The organism is Kosakonia sp. H7A (genome assembly GCF_003028445.1).
In the GTDB taxonomy this organism is placed as follows: domain Bacteria; phylum Pseudomonadota; class Gammaproteobacteria; order Enterobacterales; family Enterobacteriaceae; genus Kosakonia; species Kosakonia radicincitans.
Map to the genome: position 1 here is coordinate 358,205 of NZ_PYTZ01000003.1, position 15,902 is coordinate 374,106.

At 55.7% G+C, this 15,902-nt stretch carries 15 protein-coding genes; 12 read left to right on the plus strand and 3 right to left on the minus strand.

The window, feature by feature from the left end:
- Positions 1–25 precede the first annotated feature (25 nt).
- Positions 26–1,519, minus strand: coding sequence for a PLP-dependent aminotransferase family protein (locus tag CWM66_RS14555; protein WP_072439568.1), 1,494 nt, complete (start codon positions 1,517–1,519; stop codon positions 26–28).
- A gap of 103 nt (positions 1,520–1,622) precedes the next feature.
- On the opposite strand from CWM66_RS14555, the gene CWM66_RS14560 reads away from it, so the two are divergent.
- Together CWM66_RS14560 and CWM66_RS14565 are read left to right on the plus strand one after the other, a co-directional pair.
- A complete protein-coding gene (locus CWM66_RS14560; protein ID WP_007369696.1) occupies positions 1,623–2,888 on the plus strand; it encodes a 4-aminobutyrate--2-oxoglutarate transaminase in 1,266 nt (421 codons plus the stop codon).
- A 241-nt stretch (positions 2,889–3,129) separates the two neighbouring features.
- The gene (locus CWM66_RS14565; protein ID WP_007369697.1) at positions 3,130–4,233 is read left to right on the plus strand and encodes a branched-chain amino acid ABC transporter substrate-binding protein; all 1,104 of its coding nucleotides are present in this window, start codon (positions 3,130–3,132) and stop codon (positions 4,231–4,233) included.
- Between the two features lie 181 nt (positions 4,234–4,414).
- On the opposite strand, the gene panM is transcribed toward CWM66_RS14565, so the two are convergent.
- On the minus strand, positions 4,415–4,798 hold the full coding sequence (gene panM / locus CWM66_RS14570) for an aspartate 1-decarboxylase autocleavage activator PanM (RefSeq protein WP_107146827.1): 384 nt from the start codon (positions 4,796–4,798) through the stop codon (positions 4,415–4,417).
- Between the two features lie 427 nt (positions 4,799–5,225).
- On the opposite strand from panM, the gene livK reads away from it, so the two are divergent.
- The 10 genes from livK to ugpQ all read left to right on the plus strand — a co-directional run bounded on the left by livK (position 5,226) and on the right by ugpQ (position 15,394).
- Positions 5,226–6,335, plus strand: a complete 1,110-nt coding sequence (gene livK / locus CWM66_RS14575) for a high-affinity branched-chain amino acid ABC transporter substrate-binding protein LivK (RefSeq protein WP_107146828.1) — start codon at positions 5,226–5,228, stop codon at positions 6,333–6,335.
- Between the two features lie 54 nt (positions 6,336–6,389).
- Positions 6,390–7,316: a high-affinity branched-chain amino acid ABC transporter permease LivH gene (gene livH, locus CWM66_RS14580; protein WP_007369701.1), complete on the plus strand. Its 927-nt coding sequence runs from the start codon at positions 6,390–6,392 to the stop codon at positions 7,314–7,316.
- A complete protein-coding gene (locus CWM66_RS14585; protein WP_007369702.1) occupies positions 7,313–8,590 on the plus strand; it encodes a high-affinity branched-chain amino acid ABC transporter permease LivM in 1,278 nt (425 codons plus the stop codon). Before livH ends, CWM66_RS14585 begins: the two co-directional genes overlap by 4 nt.
- Entirely contained in the window at positions 8,587–9,354 is a 768-nt protein-coding gene (gene livG, locus CWM66_RS14590) for a high-affinity branched-chain amino acid ABC transporter ATP-binding protein LivG (RefSeq protein WP_107146829.1), read from the plus strand. The genes CWM66_RS14585 and livG overlap by 4 nt, the downstream gene beginning before the upstream one ends.
- A 1-nt stretch (position 9,355) precedes the next feature.
- The gene (livF, locus tag CWM66_RS14595; RefSeq protein ID WP_107146830.1) at positions 9,356–10,069 is read left to right on the plus strand and encodes a high-affinity branched-chain amino acid ABC transporter ATP-binding protein LivF; all 714 of its coding nucleotides are present in this window, start codon (positions 9,356–9,358) and stop codon (positions 10,067–10,069) included.
- 365 nt (positions 10,070–10,434) lie between these two features.
- Positions 10,435–11,751, plus strand: coding sequence for a sn-glycerol-3-phosphate ABC transporter substrate-binding protein UgpB (ugpB, locus tag CWM66_RS14600; RefSeq protein WP_035941994.1), 1,317 nt, complete (start codon positions 10,435–10,437; stop codon positions 11,749–11,751).
- A 101-nt stretch (positions 11,752–11,852) separates the two neighbouring features.
- Positions 11,853–12,740, plus strand: coding sequence for a sn-glycerol-3-phosphate ABC transporter permease UgpA (gene ugpA / locus CWM66_RS14605; RefSeq protein WP_007369706.1), 888 nt, complete (start codon positions 11,853–11,855; stop codon positions 12,738–12,740).
- The gene (gene ugpE / locus CWM66_RS14610; protein WP_007369707.1) at positions 12,737–13,582 is read left to right on the plus strand and encodes a sn-glycerol-3-phosphate ABC transporter permease UgpE; all 846 of its coding nucleotides are present in this window, start codon (positions 12,737–12,739) and stop codon (positions 13,580–13,582) included. Before ugpA ends, ugpE begins: the two co-directional genes overlap by 4 nt.
- A 1-nt stretch (position 13,583) precedes the next feature.
- Positions 13,584–14,657, plus strand: coding sequence for a sn-glycerol-3-phosphate import ATP-binding protein UgpC (locus CWM66_RS14615; protein ID WP_079517264.1), 1,074 nt, complete (start codon positions 13,584–13,586; stop codon positions 14,655–14,657).
- On the plus strand, positions 14,654–15,394 hold the full coding sequence (gene ugpQ / locus CWM66_RS14620) for a glycerophosphodiester phosphodiesterase (protein ID WP_071921634.1): 741 nt from the start codon (positions 14,654–14,656) through the stop codon (positions 15,392–15,394). The genes CWM66_RS14615 and ugpQ overlap by 4 nt, the downstream gene beginning before the upstream one ends.
- On the opposite strand, the gene CWM66_RS14625 is transcribed toward ugpQ, so the two are convergent.
- The gene (locus tag CWM66_RS14625) at positions 15,388–15,804 is read right to left on the minus strand and encodes a DUF2756 family protein (RefSeq protein WP_107146831.1); all 417 of its coding nucleotides are present in this window, start codon (positions 15,802–15,804) and stop codon (positions 15,388–15,390) included. The genes ugpQ and CWM66_RS14625 overlap by 7 nt on opposite strands.
- Between the last annotated feature and the right edge of the window lie 98 nt (positions 15,805–15,902).

Below are 15,902 nucleotides of genomic sequence, written 5' to 3' on the forward strand. Positions count from 1 at the left end.
CAAGCCTCGCCCGGCTTTTTGTTTTTTAACGCGCTGCGTTTTTGCTTCCCGGCGCTTCGCGTATCAGTTCTGCAAGCTCGGCAAACACTGGCTCCATCTCTTCTTCCTCCATCGCCGCAAATCCCATCAACAGGCCGCGCGCGGGCGTGTCGCCACTGTAATAACGCGAAAGTGGCCGTACCAGAATGCCTCGCGCGTTAGCCGTTTGCGCCAGCGCGACATCATCGCAGGCAGCAGGCAACGACAGCACCAGATGCAGCCCGGCATTATCGTTAAACTCGCTAAGCGCCTCTTTGCCAAGATAATCGGTGATAAGCTGCGCCAGCCGCGCTCGGCGCCGGGCGTACAGCAATCGCATCCGGCGAATATGCGCCGTGTAATGCCCCTCGCGGATAAACTGCGCCAGCGCTTCCTGATCCAGCAAACGTCCGCCGCGATAGAGCTCGGCATGCGCGGTTTTAAGCGCCTGCATTAGCGGGCGCGGCAACACCAGATAACCGAGCCGCAACCCAGGGTAGAGCGTTTTACTGAACGTACCGGTATAAATCACCGGCGCATCGTCCACCAGCCCCTGCAGGGCGGGAATGGGCTGGCCCGAGAAGCGAAATTCGCTGTCGTAATCATCCTCAATAATCCAACTCCCGGTTTGCCGCGCCAGCGCTAATAGCCGCTGGCGGCGTTCCAGACTCATCACGCAGCCCAGCGGATACTGGTGCGAGGGCGTGACGAAAATCAGTTTCGGCGGCGCATCGCCCGGCTCCGGCGGATTCATCCCGGATCTGTCAACTTCGATGGCCTGCAAGTTAACGCCATTTACTGCCAGCACATTACGAATTCCCCAGTAGGCGGGCTCCTCAATCCACGCCAGATCGCCAGGATTACACAGCATGCGCGATACCAGATCGATGGCCTGATGAATGCCTTCCGTAATCAGGATCTGCTCCGCGCTACAGCGAACCGAGCGCGTGACCCGCAAATACTCCACCAGAGCCTGCTGCAGCGCGATGCTGCCGCCAGCGTTGCTATAAGAAAGCTGTATTGCCTGCGGTTTTCGACTTACGCGAGACTGTATTTTTCGCAACAGCGCATGCGGGAAAGCGTTGATATCCGGGACGCCAGGCAGAAACGCGCCCCACTGGCGCGCGCTGGCATTGCTGTGGCTCAGCAGATGCTGACCGCGGGCGGAAAGCTGTGAAGGCAGGCTGGCGCTGAGTTTTTCACCAGGCGTCAGCGGCGCGGAAAGCAGGCTATCCGGGACGGTACCGGCCACAAAGGTGCCGCTGCCGGTACGGGAAACGACATACCCTTCGGCCAGTAGCTGCTCATACACCGTCAGCACCGTATTGCGCGACAGATTCAGTTGCGCGGCTAAATCGCGGCTCGGCGGCAGTCGGCTTTGTGTCGGCAGGCTACCGTCGAGTATCGACAGGCGAATCGCGTTATATAATTTCTTATGCAGCTTGCCTTCGTGCTGCTCGTCCAGACGCAACTGCAGCAAGTCAGAGACGAGTGAGCGCAATTGGATCCCTCAATTATTCAAAACTGGTACTCGATTATAGAACCACTTATGTCATGTTTTCACAACAGACGCAGCAACAACGAACACAGACGAGGGTAATCAGGTGAAGAATAACGAACTACATCAGCGCCGTTTACAGGCGACGCCGCGCGGTATTGGAGTGATGTGCGGGTTTTATGCGGAAAAAGCAGAAAATGCCACATTATGGGATGTCGAAGGCAACGAAGTCATCGACTTCGCTGCCGGGATCGCGGTGCTCAATACCGGGCATCGTCACCCGAAAGTAATGGCTGCGGTGGAAAAGCAGTTGCAGGCATTTACGCACACCGCTTACCAAATCGTTCCTTACGAAAGCTATGTTTCGCTGGCGGAACGTATTAACGAACGCGTGCCCGTTGATGGCCCGGCGAAAACGGCGTTTTTCTCAACCGGCGCGGAAGCGGTGGAGAACGCGGTGAAAATTGCCCGCGCTTACACCAAACGCCCTGGCGTGATTACCTTCGGCGGCGGTTTTCATGGCCGTACGTTTATGACCATGGCGCTGACCGGGAAGGTTGCCCCGTACAAAATCGGGTTTGGTCCGTTCCCCGGCTCGATTTACCACGCACAATATCCGAATGCGCTGCATGGCGTCAGTACCGAAGATGCGCTGAAAAGTCTCGAACGCATTTTTAAAGCGGATATCGCGCCGGATCAGGTTGCGGCCATCCTGCTGGAGCCGGTTCAGGGCGAAGGCGGCTTTAACGTGGCGCCAGCGGATTTCATGAACGCGCTGCGCAAACTGTGCGACAGCCACGGCATTCTTTTGATTGTTGATGAAGTGCAGAGCGGCTTTGCCCGTACCGGCAAATTGTTCGCGACCGAGTATTACGATGTTAAACCGGATCTGATCACCATGGCGAAAAGCCTGGCGGGCGGGTTGCCGCTATCGGCGGTGGCAGGGCGTGCAGAGGTGATGGATGCGCCTGCGCCTGGCGGGCTGGGCGGCACTTACGCTGGTAACCCGCTGGCGGTGGCCGCAGCACACGCGGTGCTGGATGTGATCGACGAAGAGAACCTCTGTGAACGCGCTAACCATCTGGGCAAACATCTGGTGGAAGTGCTGACGCAGGCAAAAGCGCAGTGCTCGTACATCGCGGATATCCGCTCGCAGGGCTCGATGGTGGCTGTGGAATTTAACGATCCCAGTACCGGTGCGCCATCGCCTGAATTTACCAAACAGGTACAGGACAAGGCGCTGGCTGCAGGTGTGCTGCTGCTGAGCTGCGGTGTCTACGGCAACGTGATCCGTTTCCTCTATCCGTTAACCATTCCGGAAGTTCAGTTCCGCAAAGCGCTGGATATTATCCACCAGTCGCTGACCCGCTAAGTATTCAGCCGCCTTATGGGCGGCTTTTTTACAGCGTGTCATCACTCTGTCGCATAACCTTCAAAATTGTTATTCCATATTCTGAAAAATGGGGTATGTTTTAGCAGAGTATGCTGCTAAGGCACCGGCAGAATGGCTAATAACTACTATCATATTCTTTGCTTATGATGGTAATCAAAATAATGTGCCACACAACAACATCACAACAAATGCAATAACCATAACAATGGGGAAACTCAGGATGAAAATGAAGGGCAAAGCGTTACTGGCAGGATGTATTGCGTTAGCAATGAGCAACGTGGCATTCGCCAAAGATATTAAAGTTGCCGTTGTCGGTGCGATGTCCGGTCCGGTTGCGCAGTATGGCGACCAGGAATTTACCGGCGCTGAGCAGGCTATCGCAGACATCAACGCGAAGGGCGGCATCAAAGGCGACAAACTGGTAGCGGTAAAATATGACGATGCGTGTGACCCAAAACAAGCGGTTGCAGTAGCCAACAAAGTGGTCAACGACGGCATCAAATATGTTATCGGTCACCTGTGCTCCTCTTCTACTCAGCCTGCGTCTGATATCTATGAAGACGAAGGTATTCTGATGATCACGCCTGCGGCGACAGCGCCGGAGCTGACCGCGCGCGGTTACAAACTGACGCTGCGCACGACTGGCCTGGATTCCGATCAGGGCCCGACCGCGGCGAAATACATTCTGGATAAAGTGAAACCGCAGCGCATCGCGGTCATCCACGATAAACAGCAGTATGGTGAAGGTCTGGCGCGTGCGGTGCAGGACGGCCTGAAAAAAGGCGGCGCCAACGTGGTGTTCTTTGACGGTATCACCGCTGGTGAGAAAGATTTCTCCACGCTGGTGGCGCGTCTGAAGAAAGAGAACATCGATTTCGTCTACTACGGCGGCTATCACCCGGAAATGGGGCAGATCCTGCGTCAGTCACGCGCAGCTGGCCTGAAAACCCAGTTTATGGGGCCGGAAGGCGTAGCGAACGTCTCCCTGTCTAACATCGCGGGCGATTCAGCAGAAGGCATGCTGGTGACGAAGCCGAAGAACTACGATCAGATCCCGGCGAACAAACCGATTGTTGATGCTATCAAAGCGAAGAAACAGGATCCGAGCGGCGCATTCGTGTGGACCACCTACGCAGCCGTGCAGTCTCTGGCGGCAGGTCTGAACCAGACTGCGGAACCGGACGCGATTGCCACTTACCTGAAAGGGCACACTGTTGATACCGTGATGGGGCCGCTGTCATGGGATCAGAAGGGCGATCTGAAAGGCTTTGAGTTTGGTGTGTTTACCTGGCACGCGAACGGTACGGCGACTGACGCTAAGTAATTTTATGAACTGACCGTCGCCTTTCGCGCCACAGATGCGTTGGCTGCATTCACTCACCCCGGTCACTTACTTCAGTAAGCTCCCGGGGATGAACGAACTTGCCGGCTTCCTGCGACACGAAATTCCTGGTCAGAAGATCGTTATTTTCTATGCCGGGTAAGCAAACGCTACCCGGCATTTTTTATCGTTTTTCCCAGCCATTTTCCTGCGCGGTAAAGCCCAACGTCTGAGCGAACGCCTCCATCACACTGCGATCTTCGACACCAATATCAGTAATCCACCAACTGGTGATGCTGGGGTTATCACGAATCACTTCTTCAACGAGGTACTGCCCAACGCCGCGACGGCGAGTGATATCGCGCACGCGCAGCGAATCCAGCGCACCTTCGGTGCCGCGCAGGGTGACGCGCACGGCAGCCAGCAGGCGATCGTTAAAGCGGGCCGCATAAATGCGGTGGTCATCATCCACTTCAAGGGAAGCAGGAGAGTATTCCGGCCAGACTTTCGCTAAATCAATATGATCCTGCTCGGTAAAGGTTACCAGTCGGATGATAGTCAATTTCATGTACAGCTTGTCCAAAACGCAAAAGATAGTGTGAGTGTAATCAATTTCATCGGCCGGAGAGGGGTAGTTTTTTATTTTTCATTCGGCAGGTGAATAATTTTGCCGCAGACGTTCAGCCAGTGTGAAACATTAGAGATCGAAAAGCAGGCAGCATTTTAACCTGATTGGTAGTGATTTATTCCGCTTTATGTACCATTATTTTATGCTGGCAATGGGACTTTTTTTGTTTATCTCCGATTAAATACAGAATATTATCTGTGCTTAATCGCCTGAAAAATAGAGGATTTAGTCTGGTTTTTGCCAAAAAACTGCGCTAAACCATTAAAGGCGCTGGTAAAAATAGCGTTGTGCATTAAAAGTACAGAATGCTTTTTAACCATAAAAAAACAAAATTATTACACGACATCACGAATGGGGATTTACAACAATGAGAAGGAACGCGAAGACATTAATCGCGGGAATGGTTGCACTTGCGATGTCTCACGCGGCCGTGGCGAAGGATATTAAAGTGGCGGTTGTTGGGGCGATGTCCGGTCCTGTTGCGCAGTGGGGCGACATGGAATTTAATGGCGCGCGCCAGGCTATCCACGATATCAACGCCAAAGGCGGAATCAAGGGCGACAAACTGGTTGCTGTTGAGTACGACGACGCCTGTGACCCGAAACAAGCCGTTGCCGTAGCGAACAAAATCGTTAACGACGGTGTGAAATATGTAATTGGCCATCTCTGCTCCTCCTCCACGCAGCCTGCATCTGATATCTACGAAGACGAAGGTATTCTGATGATCACGCCAGGCGCGACGAATCCGGAACTGACTCAGCGCGGCTATCAGCAAATTATGCGCACCGCCGGGCTGGACTCTTCGCAGGGGCCGACCGCCGCGAAATACATTCTGAATTCGGTTAAACCGCAGCGTATCGCCATCATTCACGATAAGCAGCAGTACGGAGAAGGTCTTGCTCGTTCCGTGCAGGAAGGGCTGAAAGCTGGCGGCGCAAACATTGTCTTTTTTGATGGCATCACCGCCGGGGAGAAAGATTTCTCCGCGCTTATCGCCCGTCTGCAAAAAGAAAATATCGATTTTGTCTACTACGGTGGTTATTACCCGGAGATGGGACAAATGCTGCGCCAGGCGCGCGCCAGCGGACTGAAAACCCAGTTTATGGGGCCGGAAGGCGTGGGTAACGCTTCTCTGTCTAACATCGCGGGCAATGCGGCGGAAGGCATGCTGGTGACGATGCCGAAGCGCTATGACCAGGATCCGGCGAACCAGAGCATCGTCGATGCCCTGAAAGCGCAGAAGAAAGATGCGAGCGGGCCATATGTGTGGATCACATACGCTGCCGTGCAATCGCTGGCGACCGCGCTGGAGCGTACCGGCAGCGACGATCCGCTGACGCTTATCAAAGATTTAAAAGCCAACGGGGCTAAAACCGTGATTGGGCCGCTGAACTGGGATGAAAAAGGCGATCTGAAAGGATTTGAGTTTGGCGTCTTCCAATGGCACGCCGATGGTTCGTCCTCTGTGGCGAAATAACTGTCATCCCGCTTCCTGGGCGCAATGCCCGGGAAGTTTTAAGAAGGTTAAGTTATGTCCGAGCAGTTTCTCTATTTTGTGCAGCAGATGTTTAACGGCGTAACGCTGGGAAGCACCTATGCATTGATCGCCATTGGTTACACCATGGTTTACGGCATCATCGGCATGATCAACTTCGCCCACGGCGAGGTTTACATGATCGGTAGCTATGTCTCCTTTATGATCATCGCCGCGCTGATGATGATGGGCATCGACAGCAGCTGGCTGCTGGTCGCCGCCGGTTTTGTTGGCGCCATCGTGATCGCCAGCGCATACGGCTGGAGCATCGAACGGGTGGCCTATCGCCCGGTGCGTAACTCCAAGCGCCTGATTGCGCTGATCTCCGCCATCGGCATGTCCATCTTCCTGCAAAACTACGTCAGCCTGACCGAAGGTTCGCGCGATGTGGCGCTGCCGAGCCTGTTCAACGGCCAGTGGGTTGTCGGTAGCAGCGAAAACTTCTCTGCTTCTGTCACCACCATGCAGTTGGTGATCTGGATTGTGACTTTCGTGGCGATGCTGGCGCTGACGCTGTTTATCCGTTACTCCCGTATGGGCCGCGCCTGCCGCGCTTGTGCAGAAGACCTGAAAATGGCCAGCTTGCTGGGCATTAACACCGACCGCGTTATCGCGCTGACCTTCGTGATCGGTGCGGCAATGGCGGCGGTGGCTGGTGTGTTGCTGGGCCAGTTCTACGGCGTGATCAACCCCTACATCGGCTTTATGGCCGGGATGAAGGCGTTCACCGCAGCGGTGCTGGGCGGTATCGGCAGCATTCCTGGCGCGATGATTGGCGGGCTGATCCTCGGTGTTACCGAATCGCTCTGCTCTGCGTATCTCAGTACGGAATATAAAGATGTGGTTTCGTTCGCGCTGTTGATCGTGGTGCTACTGGTAATGCCTACCGGTATCCTGGGCCGCCCGGAGGTGGAAAAAGTATGAAACCGATGCATTTTGCGATGGCGCTGCTTTCCGCCGCGATGTTCTTCGTGCTGGCTGGCGTCTTTATGGGTGTCCAGCTTGAGCTGGATGGCACCAAACTGGTGGTGAACACCGCTGCGGATATCCGCTGGCAGTGGATCATCATCGGTACTGCCGTGGTCTTTTTCTTCCAGTTGCTGCGACCGCTGTTACAGAAAGGCCTGCGCGGCGTTTCCGGTCCGAAATTCGTTCTGCCGGCTATCGATGGCTCAACGGTAAAACAGAAACTGTTCCTGCTGGCGCTGCTGGTTATCGCCGTGGCGTGGCCGTTTGTGGTGTCGCGCGGCACGGTGGATATCGCCACTATGACGATGATTTATATCATCCTCGGCCTTGGACTGAACGTAGTGGTGGGGCTTTCCGGCCTGCTGGTGCTGGGCTACGGCGGTTTTTACGCCATCGGTGCCTATACCTTCGCACTGTTGAACCACTATTACGGGCTGGGTTTCTGGACCTGCCTGCCGCTGGCGGGGCTGGTTTCCGCGGCTGCCGGGTTCCTGCTGGGCTTCCCGGTTCTGCGTCTGCGCGGCGACTATCTGGCGATTGTGACGCTCGGCTTCGGTGAAATCGTCCGTATCCTGCTGTTGAATAACACCGAAATTACCGGCGGCCCGAACGGCATCAGCCAGATCCCGAAACCGACGCTGTTCGGCCTGGAGTTCAGCCGTACTGCGCGAGAAGGCGGCTGGGATACCTTCAGCAACTTCTTCCATGTGTCCTATGATCCGAATGACCGCGTGGTTTTCCTCTATCTGGTCGCGCTGTTGCTGGTCGTGGTCACGCTGTTTGTCATTAACCGCCTGCTGCGTATGCCGCTTGGCCGTGCGTGGGAAGCGCTGCGTGAAGATGAAATCGCCTGTCGCTCGCTGGGCCTGAATCCGACGCGCATCAAGCTGACCGCTTTTACCATCAGCGCCGCGTTTGCCGGTTTTGCCGGAACGCTGTTCGCTGCCCGCCAGGGGTTTGTCAGCCCGGAATCCTTCACCTTTGCCGAATCTGCCTTTGTGCTGGCGATCGTGGTGCTGGGCGGTATGGGCTCGCAGTTTGCGGTTATTCTCGCGGCCATCCTGCTGGTGGTTTCCCGCGAGTTGATGCGTGATTTCAATGAATACAGCATGTTGATGCTGGGTGGTTTGATGGTACTGATGATGATTTGGCGTCCGCAAGGCTTGCTGCCAATGACCCGTCCGCAGTTGAAATTGAAAAACGGGCAAGCGAAAGGAGAGCAGGCATGAGTCAGCCATTGTTATCCGTAAACGGTCTGATGATGCGCTTCGGTGGTCTGCTGGCGGTGAACAACGTCGCGCTGGATCTATATCCACAGGAGATCGTTTCGCTGATTGGCCCGAACGGCGCGGGGAAAACCACCGTATTTAACTGCCTCACTGGTTTCTATAAACCGACCGGCGGCACCATTATGCTGCGTGATAAGCACCTCGAAGGGTTGCCGGGCCAGCAAATCGCGCGGATGGGCGTGGTGCGTACTTTCCAGCACGTGCGCCTGTTCCGTGAAATGACGGTGATTGAGAACCTGCTGGTTGGCCAGCATCAGCAACTGAAAACCGGCGTCTTCTCCGGCCTGCTGAAAACTCCGTCATTCCGCCGCGCACAAAGTGAAGCGCTGGATCGCGCCGCAGTGTGGCTGGAGCGTATCGGTTTGTTAGCCCACGCTAACCGCCAGGCCAGTAACCTGGCTTACGGCGACCAGCGTCGTCTGGAGATCGTCCGCTGCATGGTAACGCAGCCGGAGATCCTGATGCTCGACGAACCGGCGGCCGGCCTGAACCCGAAAGAGACCAAAGAGCTGGACGAATTGATCGTCGAGCTGCGTAACAACCACAACACCACCATTCTGCTGATTGAGCACGATATGAAACTGGTGATGGGGATTTCCGACAGGATTTATGTGGTGAACCAGGGGACGCCGCTGGCGAACGGGACGCCGGAAGAGATCCGTAACAATCCGGACGTGATCCGCGCATACCTGGGTGAGGCATAAGATGGAAAAAGTGATGTTATCTTTTGACAAAGTCAGCGCCCACTACGGCAAGATTCAGGCGCTGCACGATGTCAGTCTGCACATTAATCAGGGGGAAATCGTGACCCTGATCGGCGCTAACGGCGCGGGCAAAACCACCCTGCTGGGCACACTGTGCGGCGATCCGCGCGCGAGCAGCGGGCACATTGTATTTGACGGAAAAGAGATCACCGACTGGCAGACCGCGAAAATCATGCGTGAAGCGGTGGCGATTGTGCCGGAAGGGCGTCGTGTCTTCTCACGAATGACCGTGGAAGAGAACCTGGCGATGGGCGGTTTCTTCGCCGATCGTGAACAGTTCCAGAGCCGCATTGAGCGGGTTTATGCGCTGTTCCCGCGTCTGCATGAACGGCGTATTCAGCGTGCGGGCACCATGTCCGGCGGCGAACAGCAGATGCTGGCGATTGGCCGCGCGCTGATGAGCCAGCCGCGTTTGTTGCTGCTGGATGAACCGTCGCTGGGCCTGGCACCTATCATCATTCAGCAAATCTTCGACACCATCGAGCAGCTGCGTAAAGAAGGGATGACCATCTTCCTGGTGGAGCAGAACGCCAACCAGGCGCTGAAGCTCGCCGATCGCGGTTACGTGCTGGAAAACGGCCACGTGGTGCTGGAAGATACCGGCGACGCGCTGCTGGCGAACGAAGCGGTGCGCAGCGCTTATCTCGGCGGGTAACTCCTTGAGGTAACAGTATTTAAACCGGCCTCCAGGGGCCGGTTTTTTTATCAAATTTTATGCGGGCAAGTATCCTGGCGGCTTGTCGATATACCTGACAAGCTGAGTCGCCGGGCGATTCATGTAATAAAAAGGCTTCTCTGCGACAGAGAAGCCTTTTTACCTTTACGGGCGGCATCATCGAATCGCCGATGAGCCGCCATTTTTCCGTCACCGTACCATCATCTCTGCGACATTTTCCTGACGCCTGGCTGTCATCTGATTGTAATTAAAAGGTTATTTTTCTGTAATTCGAGCGTGTCATGTTACCTCGCGAGCATAAAAACGCGTGATATCGCGCATCCCGCATAACAAGAGAGATCACAATGACAACGTTACGGCATACCGCTTTGGGTCTGGCTATGGGGTTAGTTTTTGCAGGCAACGCCATGGCTGCAACCACCATTCCGTTCTGGCATTCGATGGAAGGGGAGTTAGGTAAAGAAGTTGACTCCCTGGCGCAACGTTTCAATGACACACACCCGGATTACAAAATTGTTCCGGTCTACAAAGGCAACTATGAGCAGAGCCTGAGCGCAGGTATCGCTGCGTTCCGTACCGGTAACGCGCCTGCCATTTTGCAGGTTTATGAAGTGGGTACCGCCACCATGATGGCGTCCAAAGCTATCAAGCCGGTGTATCAGGTGTTTAAAGATGCCGGTATCAACTTTGATGAAAGCCAGTTCGTACCGACCGTTGCCGGTTATTACACCGATTCTAAATCCGGTCATCTGCTTTCTCAGCCGTTTAACAGCTCCACGCCGGTGCTGTACTACAACAAAGATGCCTTCAAAAAAGCCGGTTTAGATCCGGAGCAGCCGCCGAAAACCTGGCAGGATCTGGCCGCTTACACCGAGAAGCTGAAAGCGGCCGGAATGAAATGCGGTTACGCCAGCGGCTGGCAGGGCTGGATCCAGATTGAAAACTTCAGCGCCTGGCACGGTCTGCCGGTGGCGACCAAAAATAACGGTTTCGACGGTACTGATGCGGTGCTGGAGTTCAACAAGCCGGAGCAGGTGAAACATATCGCCATGCTGGAAGAGATGAACAAGAAGGGCGATTTCAGCTACTTCGGGCGTAAAGACGAATCCACCGAGAAGTTCTACAACGGTGATTGCGCCATTACCACGGCTTCTTCTGGCTCGCTGGCGGATATTCGTCACTACGCCAAATTCAACTACGGCGTGGGCATGATGCCTTACGACGCTGACGTGAAAGGCGCGCCGCAGAACGCCATCATTGGCGGAGCCAGCCTGTGGGTGATGCAGGGCAAAGATAACGCGACCTACAAAGGCGTGGCGCAGTTCCTCGACTTCCTGACGAAACCGGAAATTGCTGCCGAATGGCACCAGAAAACCGGTTACCTGCCGATCACCACTGCCGCTTACGATTTGACCCGCAAGCAGGGTTTCTATGACAAAAATCCGGGGGCTGATATCGCTACGCGTCAGATGCTGAACAAGCCGCCGTTGGCGTTCACCAAAGGTCTGCGTCTGGGCAACATGCCGCAGATCCGCAGTGTTGTCGATGAAGAGCTGGAAAGCGTGTGGACCGGTAAGAAAACCCCGCAACAGGCGCTGGATTCTGCCGTTGAGCGTGGTAACCAGCTGCTGCGCCGTTTCGAGCAGTCAACGAAGTCCTAATGTAGAAATGCCGGGTGGCGGCTTTGCCTTACCCGGCCTGCACATGCTTGCAGGCTGAATAAGCGGAGCGCCACCCGACACGGTTCAGGAAGCAAATCGCAATGTCATCATCCCGTCCGGTGTTCCGCTCGCGCTGGCTGCCCTATTTGCTGGTTGCCCCGCAACTGGTTATCACCATTATTTTCTTTATCTGGCCTGCGGGCGAAGCGTTGTGGTACTCGGTACAAAGCGTGGATCCGTTCGGGCTTTCCAGCCAGTTTGTCGGGCTGGACAACTTTATCGCGCTGTTTCATGACGGCTATTATCTGGATTCGTTCTGGACCACGATGCGTTTTAGCGCGCTGGTGACCTTTAGCGGCCTGTTTGTCTCGCTGTTTTTTGCGGCGCTGGTGGACAACGTGGTGCGCGGCAGCCGTATCTACCAGACGCTGATGCTGCTGCCTTATGCGGTTGCGCCAGCCGTTGCCGCCGTACTGTGGATCTTCCTGTTTAACCCCGGGCGCGGGTTGATTACCCATTTTCTGGAACAGTTCGGCTACAACTGGAACCACGCGCAAAACAGCGGCCAGGCGATGTTTCTGGTGGTTTTTACCTCGGTGTGGCAGCAGATCAGCTACAACTTCCTGTTCTTTTTCGCTGCGTTGCAATCGATTCCCCGCTCGCTGGTCGAGGCGGCGGCTATTGATGGCGCCGGGCCGGTTCGCCGCTTCTTCAAACTGTCGCTGCCCCTCATCGCGCCGGTCAGTTTCTTCCTGCTGGTGGTGAACCTCGTTTACGCCTTCTTCGATACCTTCCCGGTGATTGATGCCGCGACCGCTGGTGGCCCGGTGCAGGCAACCACGACGTTGATTTATAAGATCTACCGCGAAGGGTTTGTCGGCCTGGATCTTTCTGCTTCGGCGGCGCAGTCGGTGGTGCTGATGGTGCTGGTAATTGTGCTGACGGTTATCCAGTTTCGCTATGTTGAACGTAAGGTGCGCTACCAATGATTGAGAATCGCCCCGGACTGGCGCTGTTCAGCCATATCATGCTTATTCTCGGTGTCGTCGTGGTGCTGTTTCCGCTATATGTCGCCTTCGTGACCGCGACGCTGGATATCAACGCCGTCTATGACACGCCGATGACCTTAATTCCCGGTACTCACCTGTGGGAAAACCTGCGCAACATCTGGATGAACGGCGTCGGCGTAAACAGCGCGCCATTCTGGCTGATGCTGACCAACAGCTTCATCATGGCGCTGGCGATCACGGTGGGCAAAATCACGGTGTCGATGCTGTCGGCTTTCGCTATCGTCTGGTTCCGCTTTCCGCTGCGTAACCTCTTCTTCTGGATGATTTTCATCACCTTAATGCTGCCGGTCGAGGTGCGTATTTTCCCGACGGTGGAAGTGATCGCCAACCTGAAGATGCTCGACAGCTACACCGGTCTAACGTTGCCGCTGATGGCGTCGGCCACCGCGACATTCCTGTTCCGCCAGTTCTTTATGACCCTGCCGGATGAGCTGCTGGAAGCCGCGCGCATTGATGGCGCCTCGCCAATGCGCTTTTTCCGCGACATTGTGCTGCCGCTTTCCAAAACCAACCTGGCTGCACTGTTCGTGATCACCTTTATCTACGGCTGGAACCAGTATTTGTGGCCGCTGCTGATTATCAACGACGTCAACCTCGGCACTGCCGTAGCGGGCGTGAAAGGCATGATTGCCAGCGGTGAAGGCACCACGCAATGGAACCAGGTGATGGCAGCGATGCTGCTGACGTTGATCCCCCCGGTCGTTATCGTTTTAGCCATGCAGCGCGCGTTTGTGCGTGGTTTAGTGGACAGTGAGAAATAAGATGGCAGGTTTAAAATTACAGGCTGTAACCAAAAGCTGGGACAGCGGCAAAACGCAGGTGATTCAACCGCTGACGCTGGACGTCTCGGATGGTGAATTTATCGTGATGGTTGGCCCGTCGGGCTGCGGGAAATCAACGTTGCTGCGTATGGTTGCCGGGCTGGAGCGCGTCTCCAGCGGCGATATCTGGATCGACACCCAGCGCGTGACCGAAAAGGAGCCGAAAGATCGCGGTATTGCGATGGTGTTCCAGAACTATGCGCTCTACCCGCATATGAGTGTGGAAGAGAACATGGCGTGGGGGCTGAAAATCCGCGGTATGGGCAAAGCGCACATTGCCGGTCGGGTGGCGGAGGCGGCGCGTATTCTTGAACTAGATGGTTTGTTGAAGCGCCGTCCGCGCGAGTTGTCCGGCGGTCAGCGCCAGCGCGTGGCGATGGGGCGCGCTATTGTGCGCGATCCGGCGGTGTTTCTCTTTGATGAACCGCTGTCGAACCTCGATGCTAAATTGCGCGTGCAGATGCGGCTGGAGTTACAACAACTGCACCGCCGCCTGAACACCACTTCGCTGTATGTCACGCACGATCAGGTTGAAGCGATGACGCTGGCGCAACGTGTGCTGGTGATGAATAAAGGTGTTGCTGAACAAATCGGAACGCCAGTGGAAGTGTATGAAAAACCCGCCAGCCGTTTTGTGGCGAGCTTTATCGGCAGCCCGGCGATGAACCTGCTGGAGGGCCGCATCAATAGCGAGGGCACCCATTTTGAACTGGGAAGCGGTATGGCATTGCCGATCAACTGGTACTACCGCGGCTACGCCGGGCGCAAAATGACGCTGGGTATCCGCCCGGAACATATTGCGTTAAGCTCACAGGCCGAAGGTGGCGTTCCGCTGGTGATGGAGACGCTGGAGATGCTCGGCGCAGACAACCTGGCGCACGGCCGCTGGGGCGAGCAGAAGCTGGTGGTTCGCTTATCGCATTACGAACGCCCGGCTGCGGGCAGCACGTTGTGGCTGCATCTGCCGGAAAATCACCTGCACTTATTTGATGGTGAAACAGGACAACGCGTATGAGTAACTGGCCTTATCCCCATATTGTCGCCCATCGCGGCGGCGGGAAACTGGCTCCGGAAAACACGCTGGCGGCAATCGACGTCGGCGCGAGTTACGGGCATACCATGATTGAGTTCGATGCCAAATTGTCGAAAGACGGCGAGATTTTCCTGCTGCATGACGACAACCTTGAGCGTACCAGCAATGGCTGGGGCGTGGCGGGCGAACTGGCGTGGAGTGATTTGCTGAAAGTGGATGCCGGCGGCTGGTTTAGCGGCGAATTCAAAGGCGAGCCGCTGCCGCTGCTTTCGCAGGTAGCGGAGCGTTGCCGCCAGCACGGCATGATGGCGAATATCGAAATCAAACCCACCACCGGCACCGGTCCGCTGACCGGCAAAGTGGTGGCGCTGGCCGCCCGCGAATTGTGGGCAGGCATGACCGCGCCCTTGCTCTCTTCGTTTGAAATCGATGCGCTGGAAGCCGCTCAGCAAGCCGCGCCGGAACTGCCGCGCGGCCTGTTGCTTGACGAGTGGCGCGATGACTGGCAGGAACTGACCACACGCCTCGGATGCCTCTCCATCCATCTCAATCACAAACTGCTGGATGAAGCGCGGGTGCGCATGTTGCGCGACGCGGGCTTACGCATTCTGGTTTACACCGTAAACCAACCCGCGCGCGCTGCCGAGCTGTTGCGCTGGGGTGTGGACAGCATCTGCACCGATAAAATCGACGATATCGGGCCGAACTTCCGTTATTGAGAGGTGGTCGACGGCGGCGTGCTTTGCAGCATGTTGCCGTTTTGACTCTGCGGCAGCATATGCTGCTGCGTCGTCATCCCGCCAGAAGCCGTTCCGCCGCTTAACATTCCGCTACCGGTATTTGGCAGCACTTGATGGCCCTGGTTAAGCGCGCCGGGCTGCGCCTGTTTAATCCGCTGTGAGTTGTTATTCATTTGCGTTTGCAGATTTTGCTGTTGCAGGCGGCTTTGCGTCTGCTGTTGCTGCCTCAGCATGCCCTGCTGCTGTTGCTGCTGGTTGAGCATTTGCGTCTGCATCCGCTGCTGGCTGGGGATCACATATCCCGGCTGGTTTGGGTTATTCGTCGGGTTTAGCGGCTGTGCAAAGGCGCTAAAAGGCAGCAGAGCCGCCAGAATCAGTAAATGTTTCATCGTTGTTCCCTCCTGTTGAGGCTTCCTTTCAGTTTACTTGCTTTCATTCATGAAAATGATTTTTTAAGAGTTGTGAACCAGGCTTAAGCGGGAACTGT